Origin of the sequence: Kitasatospora sp. NPDC001261 (assembly GCF_042896795.1) — a bacterium.
GTDB lineage: Bacteria > Actinomycetota > Actinomycetes > Streptomycetales > Streptomycetaceae > Kitasatospora.
Genome location: NZ_JBIAXP010000020.1, coordinates 171,855 through 187,968 on the forward strand (window position 1 = coordinate 171,855; position 16,114 = coordinate 187,968).

The 16,114-nt window shown below is 73.8% G+C and carries 12 protein-coding genes; 7 read left to right on the forward strand and 5 right to left on the reverse strand.

All coding sequences use genetic code 11. The features are described 5' to 3' along the window. Positions 1–10: 10 nt before the first annotated feature. The 3 genes from ACFY4B_RS26345 to ACFY4B_RS26355 all read right to left on the reverse strand — a co-directional run bounded on the left by ACFY4B_RS26345 (position 11) and on the right by ACFY4B_RS26355 (position 4,097). Entirely contained in the window at positions 11–1,288 is a 1,278-nt protein-coding gene (locus ACFY4B_RS26345; RefSeq protein ID WP_387971650.1) for an alpha/beta hydrolase family protein, read from the reverse strand. 192 nt (positions 1,289–1,480) lie between these two features. Continuing rightward, on the reverse strand, positions 1,481–3,358 hold the full coding sequence (locus tag ACFY4B_RS26350) for a sensor histidine kinase (protein WP_387971653.1): 1,878 nt from the start codon (positions 3,356–3,358) through the stop codon (positions 1,481–1,483). Then, positions 3,348–4,097, reverse strand: a complete 750-nt coding sequence (locus ACFY4B_RS26355; RefSeq protein ID WP_387971656.1) for a response regulator transcription factor — start codon at positions 4,095–4,097, stop codon at positions 3,348–3,350. The genes ACFY4B_RS26350 and ACFY4B_RS26355 overlap by 11 nt, the downstream gene beginning before the upstream one ends. A 142-nt stretch (positions 4,098–4,239) precedes the next feature. Between ACFY4B_RS26355 and ACFY4B_RS26360 the strand changes: the two genes are divergently transcribed. The 5 genes from ACFY4B_RS26360 (at position 4,240) to ACFY4B_RS26380 (ending at position 10,916) form a co-directional block, all read left to right on the forward strand. Then, positions 4,240–5,181 (forward strand): M20/M25/M40 family metallo-hydrolase, encoded by a 942-nt coding sequence (locus tag ACFY4B_RS26360; RefSeq protein WP_387971659.1) that lies wholly within the window; start codon positions 4,240–4,242, stop codon positions 5,179–5,181. A gap of 26 nt (positions 5,182–5,207) precedes the next feature. Then, complete coding sequence (locus ACFY4B_RS26365; RefSeq protein ID WP_387971662.1) at positions 5,208–6,641, forward strand: M1 family metallopeptidase; 1,434 nt, start codon at positions 5,208–5,210, stop codon at positions 6,639–6,641. A gap of 216 nt (positions 6,642–6,857) precedes the next feature. Next, complete coding sequence (locus tag ACFY4B_RS26370) at positions 6,858–7,106, forward strand: hypothetical protein (RefSeq protein WP_049651741.1); 249 nt, start codon at positions 6,858–6,860, stop codon at positions 7,104–7,106. Between the two features lie 351 nt (positions 7,107–7,457). Then, positions 7,458–8,984, forward strand: a complete 1,527-nt coding sequence (locus ACFY4B_RS26375) for an FMN-binding glutamate synthase family protein (RefSeq protein WP_049651742.1) — start codon at positions 7,458–7,460, stop codon at positions 8,982–8,984. 372 nt (positions 8,985–9,356) lie between these two features. Next, positions 9,357–10,916, forward strand: coding sequence for a carbohydrate binding domain-containing protein (locus ACFY4B_RS26380; protein WP_387971666.1), 1,560 nt, complete (start codon positions 9,357–9,359; stop codon positions 10,914–10,916). 164 nt (positions 10,917–11,080) lie between these two features. Here the strand turns inward: ACFY4B_RS26380 and ACFY4B_RS26385 are convergent, their stop codons facing one another. After that, complete coding sequence (locus ACFY4B_RS26385) at positions 11,081–12,124, reverse strand: NAD(P)-dependent alcohol dehydrogenase (RefSeq protein ID WP_049651744.1); 1,044 nt, start codon at positions 12,122–12,124, stop codon at positions 11,081–11,083. A gap of 293 nt (positions 12,125–12,417) precedes the next feature. On the opposite strand from ACFY4B_RS26385, the gene ACFY4B_RS26390 reads away from it, so the two are divergent. Then, positions 12,418–13,743, forward strand: coding sequence for a peptide ligase PGM1-related protein (locus ACFY4B_RS26390; RefSeq protein WP_387971668.1), 1,326 nt, complete (start codon positions 12,418–12,420; stop codon positions 13,741–13,743). Then, the gene (locus ACFY4B_RS26395) at positions 13,740–14,720 is read left to right on the forward strand and encodes a zinc-binding alcohol dehydrogenase family protein (RefSeq protein ID WP_387971671.1); all 981 of its coding nucleotides are present in this window, start codon (positions 13,740–13,742) and stop codon (positions 14,718–14,720) included. The genes ACFY4B_RS26390 and ACFY4B_RS26395 overlap by 4 nt, the downstream gene beginning before the upstream one ends. A 9-nt stretch (positions 14,721–14,729) precedes the next feature. On the opposite strand, the gene ACFY4B_RS26400 is transcribed toward ACFY4B_RS26395, so the two are convergent. Then, complete coding sequence (locus ACFY4B_RS26400) at positions 14,730–16,001, reverse strand: sensor histidine kinase (RefSeq protein ID WP_387971674.1); 1,272 nt, start codon at positions 15,999–16,001, stop codon at positions 14,730–14,732. Positions 16,002–16,114: the final 113 nt, after the last annotated feature.

The following is a 16,114-nucleotide window of genomic DNA, read 5'->3' on the forward strand; positions in this document are numbered from 1 at the left end:
GGGGCGGCCGCTACCGCTCGTAGACCATCTCGGGGAAGCGCGGCGACGGGCCGTCCAGGAGGTGGTCGTCGTGGCCGCGCAGCCAGCGGTCGAAGAACGACGCGACGTACGAGCGGGTGGCCAGCACCGCGCGGTCCGGGGGAACGTCGCCGACGGCGCCGGTCAGGTCCGTCCCGCTGATCGCGCCCTGGCGGGCGAGCTGGGGCAGCAGGGACTGCGCGTCGGTGTAGGAGCCGTGGCGGGAGCCGGTGAGGGTCACGTCGGCGTGCCAGCCGGTGCTGTGCCGCCACAGGGCGTCCCAGCCGGGCTGCCGGTGGTAGCTGCCGGATTCGGGGTCCTGGGTGCCCATGAGCAGGAAGGGCCGGGTGAGGCCGTCCTCGGCGGCGGTGGGCAGGGGCAGCTGGACCCCGGAGCCGTCCGGGTTGGAGAAGTGCAGCTGGCCGTCGAGGTTGACACCGGCCTTGAGGCGCGGATCGTCGTGCATGGTCTGGAGGGCCGCGGAGCCGCCACCGGAGTGGCCGACCATGCCGATCCGGTCGAGGTCGAGGGAGGCGGCGAGGCCGGCCGGCAGCCGCTCGTCGTGGCGCAGCCCGTCGAGCCGGTCCAGGACGGAGCGGGTGTCGTCGACCCGGCTCTGCAGCATCCTGCGCAGGAGGGCGCTCATGTCGAGGCCGGGCTGGGCCAGCAGCGCGGGGAAGACGGAGGTGGCGAGGTCCCCGTCGGGGAAGGCGACCTCGGAGGCCTCGTAGGTGTGGTCGACGGTGACGACGACGTAGCCGCGCGAGGCGAGGTCCTCCACCAGGCCGGTGCCCCAGGTGCGCGGGTCGCCGAAGCCCGCCGAGTACAGCACGACGGGCCGCTTGCCACCGGGGAGGGCGGGCGCGTCGGCGCGGGCGTGGGTGCGGATGCCCGCCCAGTCGGTGCGGCCGGGCTCGAACCGGTAGTCGCTCTGGCCGACGCTCCCGGCGCTGCCGAAGTGGTCGGCGGCGGCGGGGACCATGTACGGTGCGCGGTCGTCGCCGGTGGCGGCCCGGGTGGTCGGGTACCAGAGGCTGATCATCAGCTTGCGGTGCTGCCCGGGCTTCCAGGGGTCGTCCCGGCGGTCGTCCGTCAGCTGCAGGGACGTCGTGCCGACCGGGTACGGCCCGGTGGGCTGCGGCAGCCAGGCCCTGGCCTGCTGCCCGGCGCCCGGCCCCGCCGCCGCCACCGTGCCCGGCGCGCCGACCACACCCAACGTCACCGTCGCCGCCAGCAGCACCGCCGCCACGGCCCGTCCTCGCCCGCTCATCGTGGTTTCCCCCTTGTTCGGTTTCCGTCGTCGCTTTCGACACGGGCGACGGTACGGGCGAGGCGGGGCGGAAACCGTCATACAGGGGTGCCAAGTCCGCTGTGCTACCCCGGTATGACGGGGCGTCCGGCGCGGCGGGCCCTTCTCCGGCCCCGCCGCGCCGTGCACCCGTGCCCGATGGCCCGAGCGCCCTCAGCGGTGGCTCCGCCGGCCGGTGAGGGGCTCCGGTGGGGCGGCCGCCGTGCGGGGGAGGCGTACGGTGAACACCGAGCCGGTGCCGGGGGTGCTGGCCGCGTGGACGTCGCCGCCGTGGAGTTCGGCGAGTTTGCGGACGATGGCGAGGCCGAGGCCGCTGCCGCCGCTCTGGCGGTTGCGGGACTTCTCGGCCCGCCAGAACCGTTCGAAGACCAGCGGCAGGTCCGCCGGGGCGATGCCGTTGCCGGTGTCGGCGACCTCGATGAGCAGGGCGTGGGCCTCCGGACGGGTCCGCAGGGTGACGGTGCCGCCCGCCGGGGTGTGGCGGACGGCGTTGGCCACCAGGTTGCCGACCATCTGGCGCAGGCGTACCGGGTCGGCGGACAGCTCGTACCGGGCCGTGGCGGTGTCCGTGTCGACGACCAGGGTCACGCCCGACGCCTGCGCCAGGGCGCCGTGCGCGGTGGCGGCCTGGGTGAGCAGGTCCTCGGCGTCCACGGGCTCGCGGTGCAGGGCGAGTTCGCCGGCGTCGGCGGCGGCGAGGTCCCGCAGGTCGTCGATCAGGTGCTGGAGCAGCAGGGCCTCCTCCAGCAGCGAACTCGTCAGGGCGCCGTCGGCGGTGACGACGCCGTCCTCGACGGCCTCCAGCCAGCCGCGGATGTTGCTCAGCGGGGTTCGCAGCTCGTGCGCGATGTCGCCCACCATCGCGCGGCGCAGCTCCTCCAGCTGTTCGCGGCGCTCCGCCATGGCGTTGAAGGCGGCGGCGAGTCCGGCGATCTCGTCCCGGCCGGTCGCGGTCACCCGGGCGGAGAGGTCCCCGTCGGCCATCCGCCGGGCGGCCCGGGTGAGGGCGTTCAGCGGCCGGGAGAGCCGCAGTCCGACCGCCGTGGTGATCGCCACGGTGACCGCCAGCACCAGCGCGGCGACCTCGACGACCCGGCCGCGGTGGGGTGCGGACAGGACGGGGGCCGGCTCCGCCGTGCCGGAGGGCGCGCCGACGAACAGCAGCACGGGCGGAGCCACGTACCGGACGAGCTGCTGGCGACGGGAGTTGGCGAGGCAGGCGGAGGCCACCTGCTCCTGCTCCCGGTCGAGGGACGGGGCCCACTGCAGCGACAGGGACAGCTGGACGGGCCGGATCCGCTGGCGCTCCAGGCAGGCGTTGACCAGCCCGGTGAGGTCGGCGAGAGCGGCGCTCTCGGTGCCGGTCGGGGCGTCCAGCACCTGCGGTGACGCGCAGCGCACACCCGAGGCCGCCTGGCCGCCGGGGACGTTCACCACGGGGTGTCCGGCGGCGTCGTCGGTGACGGTCGCCTCGACGCCCAGGGCCGACCGCAGGCAGTCGGCGCGGTCCCGGGCGGCCTCCTCCATGGCGGCGCGCTCGGTGGCCGTCATCCGGAACGGGCCCACGGCGCGGGCGTCGATCCGGTCGGCGGGGGCGTCGGGCAGCATCGCGAGGTCGACCGAGAGCGGGTCGACGGTGGTGGTGGGCGTACGGGGCAGGGCCGTTCGGCCGGCGGCGGGGTCCGGGGCGGCGGTGGCCGAGGGGGCCGCGGCGGGTGCGGCGGTCGCCGAGTCGATGACCGGCTCGAAGCGCGGCGTGGCCAGCAGGATGCGCTGCCCGGTGTCGGCCGCGAGCCTCCGTACGGTCGGCTCCGCGCCCGTCCAGTCGGGGTGGGTCGCGGCGTAGCCGAGCAGTTCGTGGTAGATCCGGACCTGGTCCGCGAGGACCTGGTGCTGCTCCTGCCGGATCGCGCCCGTCGTGGTGCGGGCCGTCAGCCAGGCCGTCGCGGCGATGGAACAGAGGGAGACCAGGGCGGAGAGGGCGAGCAGCCGGAGCAGCAGCGTCCGGCGGGGAGGGGCGTCACGACGCACCGTGCGGCTCCTCGGCGAGCTTGTAGCCGATGCCGTAGACCGTCAGGAGCCGGGTGGGGCGCCGTGGTTGGGGCTCGATCTTGCGGCGCAGGTTCATCACGTGGGTGTCGACGGTGCGGGTGGTGATGTACCGGTCGATGCCGTGCAGCTGCTCCAGCAGCTGGGCGCGGGTGAAGACCCGGCCGGGCTGGGCGGCCAGCACCTCCAGCAGCCGGAACTCGCCGGGGGTGCAGCTGACGGGCCGTCCGTCGGCGGTGATCTCGTGGCGCAGCGGGTCGACGGTGAGGGCCCCGGCGGTCAGCACGCCCGGCGGCGGCGGGGTCGGCGTGGCCGGGGGCGTGGCGGAGTCCAGGGGCAGGGACTGGGGGAGGGGTCGGGAGCCGCGGCGCAGCAGGGCGCGGACCCGGGCGACGAGTTCCCGGGGGCTGTACGGCTTGGTGAGGTAGTCGTCGGCGCCGAGGTCGAGGCCGAGCAACAGGTCCTCCTCGGTGGTGCGGGCGGTCAGCATCAGCACCGGGACGGCGGATTCGACGCGCAGGGCGCGGCAGACGTCGAGCCCGTCCATGACGGGCATCATCACGTCGAGGACCAGGAGTTGGGTCGGGCCTCGGCGGGCCTCCTCCAGCGCGGAGCGGCCGTCGTGGACGACGACGACGTGATGACCCTCCCGCTCCAGGTACAGCCGGACCAGGTCCGCCTGCTTGGGATCGTCCTCGGCAACCACGACGTGTGCGCACATGACCATGATCGTAAAGCGCCTTGGGAGGGCACCCCCACCGGTTCGGGACGGCCTCCCGACAAGTTCCTGACATCTCCGGACCAGGGTGGGGGAATCCGCCGGGGCACGTGCCCCGGACCCTGCTGCGAAAGGCGCCCGCCTGATGCCCTCCTCCCGTCCGGTGTCCCTCACCGCCCGCGCCCTCGGGGCGGCCCTGCTGCTCTCCACCGTCCCCGCCGTCGCGGCGACGGCCGCCACCCAGGGGCCGACCCCCGCCGCCGCCACGGCCGTTCCCGCCGCCGCGCCGACCGTCACGGCGGCGGAGGTGATGCCGCACCTCCAGGCCCTGCAACGGATCGCGGACCACAACGGCGGCAACCGCGCGCACGGCACCCGGGGGTACGCGGAGTCGGTGGCGTACGTGAAGCGGGCGCTGGACCGGGCCGGCTTCCAGACGCAGCTGCGCCGCTTCTCCCACGACGGCAAGGACGGCTACAACCTGGTCGCCGACTGGCCTGGCGGCGACCCGAACCACGTGCTGCTCTCCGGCGCCCACCTGGACAGCGTCCCGATGGGCCCGGGGATCAACGACAACGGCTCCGGCTCGGCGGCCGTCCTGACCACCGCCCTCCAGGTCGCCAAGGCCGGGCTGAAGCCCGAACGGCACCTGCGGTTCGCCTGGTGGGGAGCGGAGGAGGCGGGGCTGGTCGGCTCGGCGGACTACGTCAAGAACCTGTCCGTCGACGACCGCAAGGCCATCGACCTGTACCTCAACCTCGACCAGGCGGGCAGCAAGAACCTCCAGCAGTACCTCGTGGTGAAGGACGAGAAGAACGGCGGGGCCGCGGCCTTCAAGGCCTTCGAGAACTGGTTCGGCAGCCGGGGCTTCGCCACCTTCGACATCCCGCTGGACAGCTCCGACACCGAGTCGTTCGGGAAGGCCGGCATCCCGACGTCCGGCTTCAGCAGCGGCGTCTCGGACTGCCTCCACAGCGCGTGCGACGACCTCGCCAACGTCGACCCCGCGACGCAGGCGACCAGTACCAACGCGCTGATCGGCGTGGTGTGGCAGTACGCCGCCTCCGCTGCCACGGCCCGACCCTGATTCCCCGTCGCCTCCAGGAGCCACAGATGCGCGCACCACTGAGCCACCACCGCCGCAAGGCCGCCACCCTGGTCGCGGCCGCCACCGCCCTCGGCGTCGCCCTGACCGCCGCCCCCGCGGGAGCGGCCGGCATCGGGGACCCGTACTTCCCCGAGGACGGCAACACCGGCTACGACGTGGCGAACTACGACGTCCGGATCGCCTACGACCCGGCGCACCCCGACCGGTTGGACGGCGACACCACCGTCACCGCCCGGGCCCTGCGCCCCCTCGACCGCCTCTCCCTGGACCTGAAGGGCTTCCAGGTCGCCTCGGTCACCGTGAACGGCGCCCCGGCCAAGTCGTTCTCCCGCTCCGGCGAGCACAAGCTGGACATCGAGCCCGCCCGCCGGGTGGCCGGCGGCGCCACCTTCGCCGTACGGGTCGTGTACGCGGGCAAGCCCGACCCCGAGGGCTGGCACCAGCTGGTGTCCGGCGGCGTCAACGCGATGGGCGAGCCGCACGGCGCGACCTCCTGGTTCCCGTCCAACGACCACCCGTCCGACAAGGCGACCTTCTCGCTCACCGCGACCGTCCCCGACGGCTGGACGGCCATCGGCAACGGCCGGCCCGGCCCGACCACCGGCAAGGACGGCTCGACGACCTTCCGCTGGCGCGAGGACAAGCCGATGGCGACGTACCTCAGCACCGTCGCCATCGACAAGTTCACCGTCCACCGCTCGGAACTGCCCGACGGGACGCCGGTCATCACCGCCTACGGCCCGGACGTGCCGATCGACGATGTGGCCAAGGCGACCGAGGCCCAGCAGCCGGAGATCATCGCCTTCCTGGCCTCCAGGTTCGGCCCGTACCCGTTCTCCTCCGCGGGCGCCATCGTCCGCAGCTGGACCAAGGAGTCGGGTACCGGCGCGCCGGACCTGGAGACCCAGAGCCGGCCCACCTACACCAACTACTTCTGGGACGCCGCGGCGGTCCACGAGATCTCCCACCAGTGGTTCGGCGACAGCGTCTCGTTCACCGACTGGCGCGACGGCTGCATCGCCGAATGCGTCGCCCAGTACGCCAACCAGCTGTGGGACGAACACCAGGGCAGCGACCTCGACACCGGCTTCTACGCCCCCACCGTCCAGGAGAACCGGAACAAGCCGGAGTTCTGGTCCACCAAGCTGTACGACCCCGGCCAGGGCAAGGAACTCGCCCCGGCCCTCTACTTCAAGGGCTCCCTGATGATGCACGCCCTGCGGCGCACCGTCGGGGACGACGCCTTCTTCGGCACCCTCAAGCGCTGGACCGCCGACCACGCCTACGGCAACGCCTCCTTCCCCCAGTTCGAGGCCCTCGCCGCGAAGGTCTCCGGCAAGGACCTCAAGGGCTTCTTCGACGCCTGGGCCCACGGCACGACGATCCCCCCGCAGCAGTACCTCTACCCCGGCTCCCTGGCCCCGCTGGCCGGCCGGTAGGAGCCCGCTGACGACCGTGCCCGCGGAGGGGCTGTCCTGCTCGGGGACAGCCCCTCCGTCGTGGTGCGGCAGCGGCGACGGTCCAGGCCGTGCCGGTGGGCTGTTTTCTGCCAAATTGGTCTCTACCATTGCCCCGAATCCGGGATTCCGGAAGGCTCGCCGCCGAGCGCCGGGAAGCGGACTCCGGCGTTCTCGCCCGAGGGAGGATCCACCGAGATGGCATTGCGCACAGCGGTTTCCACCATGGCCCTGGCCGGACTGCTGACGGTTGCGGGTGGCCTGGCGGCCGCTCCCGCCGCCCAGGCGTCCACGACGAGGACGACCGGATACACCTACATCGGCATGTACCCGAGCGGCGCCGCGTGCGACGCCGCCGGCCGGGCCTACGTGGCCCGCGGGGAGGCGGTCAGCTACTTCTGCGACGTGGCCCCGACCACGGCCCGGCTCTCGGTCTGGTTCTACTGAGACCGCCTGCCGGGTGCCGTACGGGGTCCGGGCTGACGTCCGCCGCGGCGGGTGTCCGGCGGTGTGACTCCGGCTGAACCGGCAGGTCCGGGTGAGCAGTCGGGGGCGTTCGCGGCGGAGTTCTTCGCTCCGCCGCGGCGCTCGACCTCCGGCGGTGGGCCCGCCGCCGGAGCGGCAGCCGTACCCCCTGGCCGTTTGCCTGTTCGGGTGGCCTTTTACCATCGTGTCGGATTCTCCGACGGACGGTGCCGCCCGCTCGGCCGCTGTGGCCGGGGGGCTCGCCGTCCGACACCCACACGGCACCACGACTCCACCGCAGACGCTGGAGTCGTGCATCTAGGAGGAACGTTCATGCAAGCCCGGAAGATCGGCGCGGTCGCCGCGACAGCGGTGGCAGTCCTGGCGGCCCGCGACCTCGTCCAGAAGAGGCACGCGCTCCTCCGGAACTTCCCGGTGGTCGGCCACGCCCGGTACCTCCTGGAGACGATCGGGCCGGAGCTGCGGCAGTACATCGTGACCTCCAACGAGGAGGAGCGCCCCTTCAGCCGTGACCAGCGCACCTGGATCTACGCGTCGGCGAAGGAGGAGAACAACTACTTCGGCTTCGGCACCGAGGTCGACGTCGAGCACGTCCAGGGGCACGCCTACCTGAAGCAGCGCACCTTCGCCGGTGCCCTCCCCGACGCCCACGACCCGCAGGCACCGCTGCCCTCGGCCAAGGTGCTGGGCGGGCCGCGCGGCCGCGCCAAGGCCTTCCGGCCGGCCAGCGTGGTGAACATCTCGGCGATGAGCTTCGGCTCGCTCTCCGGCGCGGCCGTCACGGCGCTCAACAAGGGGGCGGCGCTGGCGGGCACGATGCACAACACCGGCGAGGGCGGCCTCTCGCCGTACCACCGCAACGGCGGTGACCTCGTCCTCCAGCTCGGGACGGCGTACTTCGGCTGCCGCGACGAGAACGGCGCCTTCAACCTCGACAAGCTCAAGGAGGTCGTCGCCGGCGCCCCCGTCAAGGCGATAGAGATCAAGCTCTCCCAGGGCGCCAAGCCGGGGCTGGGCGGGATGCTGCCGGGCGCGAAGGTGACCCCGGAGATCGCCGGGATCCGCGGTATCCCGGTCGGCCAGGACTGCGCCTCCCCGTCGCGGCACACCGCGTTCGGCGACGTCGACTCGATGCTGGACTTCGTCGAGCTGATCGCCACCGAGACCGGCCTGCCGGTCGGGGTCAAGAGCGCGGTGGGGGAGGCGGGCTTCTGGCAGGAGCTCGCCACGCTGATGGCCCGCGGCGACCGCGGGGTCGACTTCGTGACGGTCGACGGCGGCGAGGGCGGCACCGGCGCGGCGCCGCGGATGTTCGCCGACTCGGTGTCGCTGCCGTTCCGGATGGGCTTCTCCCGGGTCTACGGCACCTTTGCCGAGCTGGGGCTGACCGACGACCTGACCTTCATCGGCTCCGGCAAGCTCGGCCTGCCCGAGAACGCCGCGGTCGCCTTCGCCCTGGGCGCCGACATGATCAACGTGGCCCGGGAGGCGATGCTGTCGATCGGCTGCATCCAAGCGCAGAAGTGCCACACCGACAAGTGCCCCACCGGCATCGCGACCCAGAACGCGTGGCTCGCCCGCGGCCTGGACCCGACGTCGAAGGCCGACCGGGCCGCCGCCTACCTGCGCACCCTGCGCAAGGAGCTGATGAAGGTCTCGTCGGCCGTCGGCGTCGCCCACCCGGCGCTCATCACCGCCGACGACATCGAGATCCTGAACGGCGACTACGAGGCCCGCACCCTGGCCGGCGTGTACGGCTACAAGGAGGGCTGGGGCGAGCTCGGCCCGGAGCTGGCCGAGGAGATCACGGCGCTGATGACCGCCGGGCCGGCCGTCTGATCCACCCTGCCGACCCCCGTCGGCCGGCGTCAGGTCGACCGCGACCCGGAGCGCCGACCGTACGGGGGTTCGGCGCTCCCCGGGGGATTGGTCCAGACCTTAAATGGTCCAGACCTATTGACGGGCCCTGCCGCCCCTCCTACGATCCGGACCGGCACAGCCCCACATGTCCCCCACCTCACCCAAGCCGGGCGTCGCGCCCCCACGCGTCGGTCATGTCCATGGCGCTCGGCGGGAAGGGAGCACCACATGTTCCGTCGAAGGCCGAGTCGTCCACGCCCGCAGCAGGCGCCCGTGGAACGCGCGTCGCAGGCCCCCCGCACCGGCCGCGCCCGGCACGGGTCGAGCGTCCTGACGCGTTCCCTCGCCGGGGTGAGCGCCGCCGCCGTGATCGGCGCCGGCATCGCCGTGGCGGGCACCGTCACGGCCGGCGCCGCCACCCCCAACCTGGTGTCCAACCCCGGGTTCGAGGACGGGCTCTCCGACTGGACCTGTTCCGGCGGCTCCGGCGCGGCCGTCGGCAGCCCGGTCCACTCCGGCGCCTCCGCGCTCCAGGCCACGCCGACCGGCCAGGACACCGCCCAGTGCACCCAGACCATCAGCGTGCAGCCCAACTCCCAGTACACGCTGAGCGCCTACGTCCAGGGCAGCTACGTCTACCTGGGCGCCACCGGCACCGGCGTCACCAACGCCTCCACCTGGACGGCGAGCAGCCCCTCGTACAGCCAGCTCAGCGTCGGCTTCACCACCGGGGCGAACACCACCTCGGTGACCGTCTTCCTGCACGGCTGGTACGGGCAGCCCGCGTTCTACGCGGACGACGTGGTGCTCACCGGCCCCGGCGGCAGCAGCCCCAGCCCCACCCCGACCACCGCGCCGCCGACCAGCACGCCGCCGACGACGACGCCGCCCACCAGCACTCCGCCCACCACCACGCCTCCGACGACGACGCCGCCCACCACGACGCCGCCGAGCGACACCTGCCCCACGAAGCCCAAGCCGTCGGGCAAGGTCCTCCAGGGGTACTGGGAGAACTGGGACGGCGCCCTGAACGGCGTCCACCCCGGCATGGGCTGGGTCCCCATCACGGACAGCCGGATGGCCGCGCACGGCTACAACGTCATCAACGCCGCCTTCCCGGTGATCCTCTCGGACGGCACCGTGCTGTGGCAGGACGGCATGGACAGCAACGTCAAGGTCTCGACCCCCGCCGAGATGTGCCAGGCCAAGGCGGCCGGGGCGACGATCCTGATGTCGATCGGCGGCGCCGCCGCGGGCATCGACCTGAGCTCCAGCACGGTGGCCGACAAGTTCGTGGCGACCGTCGTCCCGATCCTCAAGAAGTACAACTTCGACGGGATCGACATCGACATCGAGACCGGCCTGTCCGGCAGCGGCAACATCAACACGCTGTCCGCCTCCCAGGCCAACCTGATCCGCATCATCGACGGCGTGCTGGCCCAGATGCCCGCGGGCTTCGGCCTGACGATGGCCCCCGAGACCGCGTACGTCACCGGCGGCAGCGTCAACTACGGGTCGATCTGGGGCGCCTACCTGCCGATCGTCAAGAAGTACGCCGACAACGGGCAGCTGTGGTGGCTGAACATGCAGTACTACAACGGCAGCATGTACGGCTGCTCCGGCGACTCCTACCAGGCCGGCACCGTGCAGGGCTTCACCGCGCAGACCACCTGCCTGAACAACGGCCTGACCATCCAGGGCACCACCATCAGGGTGCCGTACGACAAGCAGGTGCCCGGCCTGCCGGCCCAGCCCGGCGCGGGCGGCGGCTACATGGACCCGGGGTCGGTCGGCCAGGCGTGGAACGCCTTCAGCGGTTCGCTGAAGGGTCTGATGACGTGGTCGATCAACTGGGACGGCTCGAAGGGCTGGAGCTTCGGCGACAACGTCAAGCGCCTCCAGGGGCGTTGATCCCCGGCTGAGGTGACGGTGACCTGCCGCGGACCGGGCCGCAGCAGGTCACCGTCAGCCCGTGAAGCGGTCGGCGTGCCGCCGGACGACGCGGCCGGCGGCCCCGGTGGCCAGGATCGGTCGCACGGCCCCTCCGAAGGGGTCCGGACCGGCCCGGCCGGTCGTCAGATGGTGGCGGTGTCGATGACGAAGCGGTAGCGGACGTCGCTGGAGAGGACCCGCTCGTACGCCTCGTTGATCCTCTCGGCGCCGATCAGCTCGATCTCGGCCGCCACGCCGTGCTCGGCGCAGAAGTCCAGCATCTCCTGGGTCTCGGCGATGCCGCCGATGCCCGAGGAGCTCATGCTGCGCCGCCGGCCGCCCAGCGCCCGGATGTCGACCTCCAGCGGCTCCTCCGGGAGGCCGACGTTGACCATCGCCCCGTCGGTGCGTAGCAGGGAGAAGTAGGCGGCGAAGTCGATCGGCGCGGAGACGGTGTTGAGGATGAGGTCGAAGGTGCCCGCGAGGCTCTGGAAGGTCGCCGGGTCGCTGGTGGCGAAGTAGTGGTCGGCGCCCAGCCGCAGGCCGTCGTCCTTCTTGCGCAGCGACTGGGACAGCACGGTGACCTCGGCGCCGAGCGCGTGGGCTATCTGCACGCCCATGTGGCCGAGCCCGCCGAGGCCCACCACGGCGACCCGCTTCCCGGGGCCCGCGTTCCAGTGGCGCAGCGGGGAGTAGGTGGTGATGCCCGCGCACAGCAGTGGCGCGGCCTTGTCCAGCGGCAGCGCCTCGGGGACGCGGACCACGTAGTTCTCGTCGACGACCACGGTCTTGGCGTAGCCGCCGTAGGTGGGCCGGCCGTCCTTGCCGACGGCGTTGTACGTCCACACCGGGCCCTCGTCGCAGTACTGCTCCAGGCCGGCCCGGCAGTTGTCGCAGGTGCGGCAGGAGTCGACCATGCAGCCGACGCCGACCCGGTCGCCGACCGCGAAGCCGGTGACGCCGGGGCCGACCTCGGCGACGACGCCCGCGATCTCGTGCCCGGGCACCATGGGGAAGACCGCCCGGCCCCAGCCCTCGTGGGCCTGGTGGATGTCGGAGTGGCAGATGCCGGCGAAGGCGATGTCGATCAGCACGTCGTGCTCGCCGACCGCGCGGCGCTCGATGGTCGTACGTTCCAGCGGGGCCTTGGGGGCCGGCACGGCGTAGGCGGCGACGGTGGTGGTCATGGGAGTTCGTACCCTCTCTGCGGATGGAGCCGGGCCGGTCGGGTCGGACGGACCGGGACGGTCGAACAGCACACCCACGGTACTCCTGGGGCCGGTGCGCCCTGCTGGGGCGGTGCCCGCTCCGGGGGGCGACCGGCCCGGGTCGGAGGGCCGCCGGTTGTTCGGCCTTTTGTTCAATGACCGAGCGCCGAACCAGAACAACCCCGGTGCGCTACACCGGTAGCGCACGCCACACCCGTGCCGCACGTGGGACCAGGGCCGCAACAGCGGCGAAGGCCGGAAGGGTTCACCAGATGACGACGCTCTGCATCGCGAACAACCGCACCGAGGAGATGGTCGGGGACCTCGCCGGGACGCCGCCGGCGGAGCTGCTGTTCGCCGGGTGCGGGGCGCAGCGGATGCTCTGGTGGGCCGAGGACGGGGACGTCCTGGTGCTGCCCTGCGGCCCCGACCCGGAGTACCTGGCGTACGTCACCGGGCTGACCGGCGTACGGGCCGACAGCCTGGCCTTCGTGGTGCCGCCGCCCGGCGCCCACGGCGACCAGGTGCTCACCGCCGACCGGCTGGCCGACCCGGGCTTCCGCGCCGAGCTGCGCCGCGCGCTGGACGGGCGCGCCGTCGACGAGGTGCTGGCCGTCTCGCCGAACGGCGCGGTGGCCGAGCTGGCGGACGCGCTCGGGATCGGGCACGCCATGCCCGGCCGGCCCTTCGCCGCGCAGGGCGGCAACGCCCTGGTCAACAGCAAGGCCGGGTTCCGGGCGCTGGCCGCCGGCGCCGGGGTGCCGATCCCGCCCGGGCGGGTGGCCGGCTCGCCCGCGGAGGTCGAGGCCGCGATCGAGGACCTGCTGGCGCGGGGGCACAGCGTGATGGTGAAGGTCGAGTACCAGGCGGGCGGCCTCGGCAACGAGATCCTCGCCCGGGACGAGAAGGTGGAGCCGGTCGGCGCCGAGCGGGTGGTGCCGCTGCCGGACCGGGCGGCGGTGGCCGCGTACGTGGCCGAGCGGTGGACCTGGCTGACCGGCGGACGCGGCCAGCGGGTCGTGGTGGAGCGGTACTTCGCCGACTCGGCGCCGCTGTACGCCGAGTTCGTCATCGGGGACACGGGCGCCGTGCTCTCCGGCTGCGGCGAGATGGTCATGCGGCCGGTGGTGGTCGGGGAGATCACCCCGCCGGTCACCCCGGACGCCGGAGCGCGGGACGGACTCGTCCGCGAGGCCGCCCGGCTGTGCGAGGCGCTGCGGGTGATCGGCTACCGGGGCACGGTCAGCGCGGACGCCGTGCTGACCCCCGAGGGCGAGATCTACTTCCACGAGACCAACGCGCGGCTCACCGGCTCCAGCCACCTGCACCACGCCTACGCCGGCCGCCTGCTGCGCCCCGAGCACCGCGGCTCGCGCCACCTCCTGGAGCTGGCCGGCCTCAAGGTGCCGTCCTTCGCCGAGGCCGTGGCGGCGATCGGCGCGGCCGGGCTGGCCTTCGACCGGGAGAGCGGCACCGGCGTGCTGTTCAGCTCCGACTTCGGGCCCGCCGACGGCTCGGTGATGTACTGCGCGGTCGCCGAGGGCCCGGAGGCCGCCCGCGCCCTGGAGGGCGCCCTGCTCGCGCTGTTCGCCGGATGAGTCCCGACCTGGAGGAGAACGGAATGATGCGCGCCGCGCTGATCCACCGCTACGGCGGCCCGGAGGAGCTGAGCGTCGAAACGGTGCCGGAACCGGAGGCCGGCCCGGGCCGGGTGCTGGTCGACGTCGCCCTGGCCGGGCTCAACTACGCCGACCTGGAGTGCCGCACCGGCGAGTACCTCAGGTTCCCGCTGCCGGCGGTGCTCGGCGTCGACGTGGTCGGGCGGCGTCGGGAGGACGGCCGGAGGGTCGTCGCGCTGCTGCGCACCGGCGGCGGGTACGCCCACGTGGCCGCGCCCGAGTCGGCGCACACGGTGGAGGTGCCGGACGGCGTGGACGACGAGCAGGCGCTGGGGTTGCTGGAGCAGGGGGCGACGGCCTACGGCGCGCTGACCCTGGCGGGGCGGCTGCGGCCGGGCGACGCCGTCGGGGTGAGCGCGGCCGCCGGCGGGGTCGGGCACCTGGCGGTGCAGCTGGCCAGGGAGCTGGGCGCGGGCCGGGTGGTCGCCCTGTCCTCCACCCCGGAGAAGCGGGAGTACCTGCTCTCGCTGGGCGCCGACACCGTGCTCGACCCGGCCGACCCCGACCTGGCCGGGCGGCTCGCGGAGTCGGGCGGGCTGGACCTGTTCCTCGACTCGGTCGGCGGCCCGGTGCTGCGCGCCGGGCTGGCCGGACTGGCGCCCTTCGGGCGGCTGGTGTCGGTCGGGGCGCGCGGCGGGGTGGAGGACGCCTTCACGATGGGCGAGCTGACCGAGCGCTCGGCGGGCGCCCAGGGCTTCTGGCTCAAGCACGTGCTGACGGACCGGGCGCTGTTCGAGGGCGTCGCCGACCACCTGTTCCGGCTCGCCGCCGAGAAGCGGGTGGTGGCGCGGATCGACCGGACCGTCCCGCTGTCCGGGGTGGCCGGGGCGCACCGGGCGATGGCCGCGCGGGAGACCATCGGCAAGGTGCTGGTGGACGTCCACCGCGAGGAGTGAGGGCCGGGATCAGCGGAGCGCCTCCTCCGCCTCGCCCGGGGCCAGCGGCAGGCTGGCGGCCACCCGGTAGCCGCCGGTGGCGAGCCCGCCGGTCTCCAGCGTGCCGCCGTGCAGGGTGACGCGTTCGCGCATGCCGATCAGGCCGTGCCCGGTTCGGGCCGCCGCCCCGGCGGTGGCTCCGCCCGCGGCCCCGGTCGGGCCCGTCCCGGTGCCCGCGCCGTCGTCGCGCACCTCGACGGTGACCCGGTCCGGACGGTACGTCAGCCGGACGTGGGCACTGGCCGGGCCGGCGTGCTTGCGGGTGTTGGTGAGGGACTCCTGGACGATCCGGAAGACGGTCAGGCCCACCGTCGGGGGCAGCGGTCGCGGGCGGCCGCTGACCTCGAACTCGGTCGGCAGGCCGGCCAGCCGGGACTCGTCGACGATGCGGTCGAGGTCGTCGGCGCCGGGCTGGGGCGGGCTCGGCACGGTCTCCGGATCCTCGTCGGCCCGTAGGACGTCGAGGAGTTGGCGCATCTCGCGCAGGGCCATCCGCCCGGAGGACTCGAGGGTGACCAGGGCGTCGCGGACCACCTCGGTGTCGCCCCCGAGGTTGGCCCGGGCGCCGCCGGCCATCAGCTGCATGGTGGTGATGTGGTGGGCCACGATGTCGTGCAACTCCCGTGCGATGCGGCGTCGTTCCTCGGCCACCGCACGGTCGGCGAGCAGCCTGCGATGGGCCGCCACCTGCTGCTGCCAGCGGTTGACCACGACGGCCGTGCCGACCACGACCGCGACCGCGAGAACGGCGGAGAGGACGTTCGCCCCCGTGGGGAGCCGCCCGTGGCTCTGGTTCAGCAGCGTCACCACCGCCGTCGCGCCGGACATCAGCGCCGTCACCGCGGCGGTGCGGACCCTGGCCACCGAGTACAGGGCCACCGAGAGGGCGAAGCCGAAGTGGGTCGACGGCGGTGCGGAGAGGTTCTCCGCCGCGCCCAGGGCCAGTACGGCCGCCAGCGCCGACACCGGGTGGCTGCGCCGGAAGAGCAGCGGCAGGGCCGGCAGCACGATGAGGACGACGCCGAGCGCCGTGGCACCGCCGCCTCCGGGCCCACCGTCGCCACTCACGCTGCCGAGCGAGTAGCCGACCAGGTCCAGGGCGGCCGCGGCGACGGCGACCAGCGCGTCGTCACGCGTCCACGGCACCGCGTCGCCGCCCTTCGGCCTGTCGGCGCCCGGCAGCCTGTCGGAGGCCGGCGGCCCGCCGGAGATCGGCTGCTCGGGGTGTCGGCGCCGGCGCATCTGTGCGTCTCCCTGCTCGTGGCCCGCCGGACCGGTGCGGCGCGGCCGGGCTGTGGTGATCGACCCATTCTGGCACCGGCCGACCGGCCGCGACGGGGCCCCTGAGGCGGGTC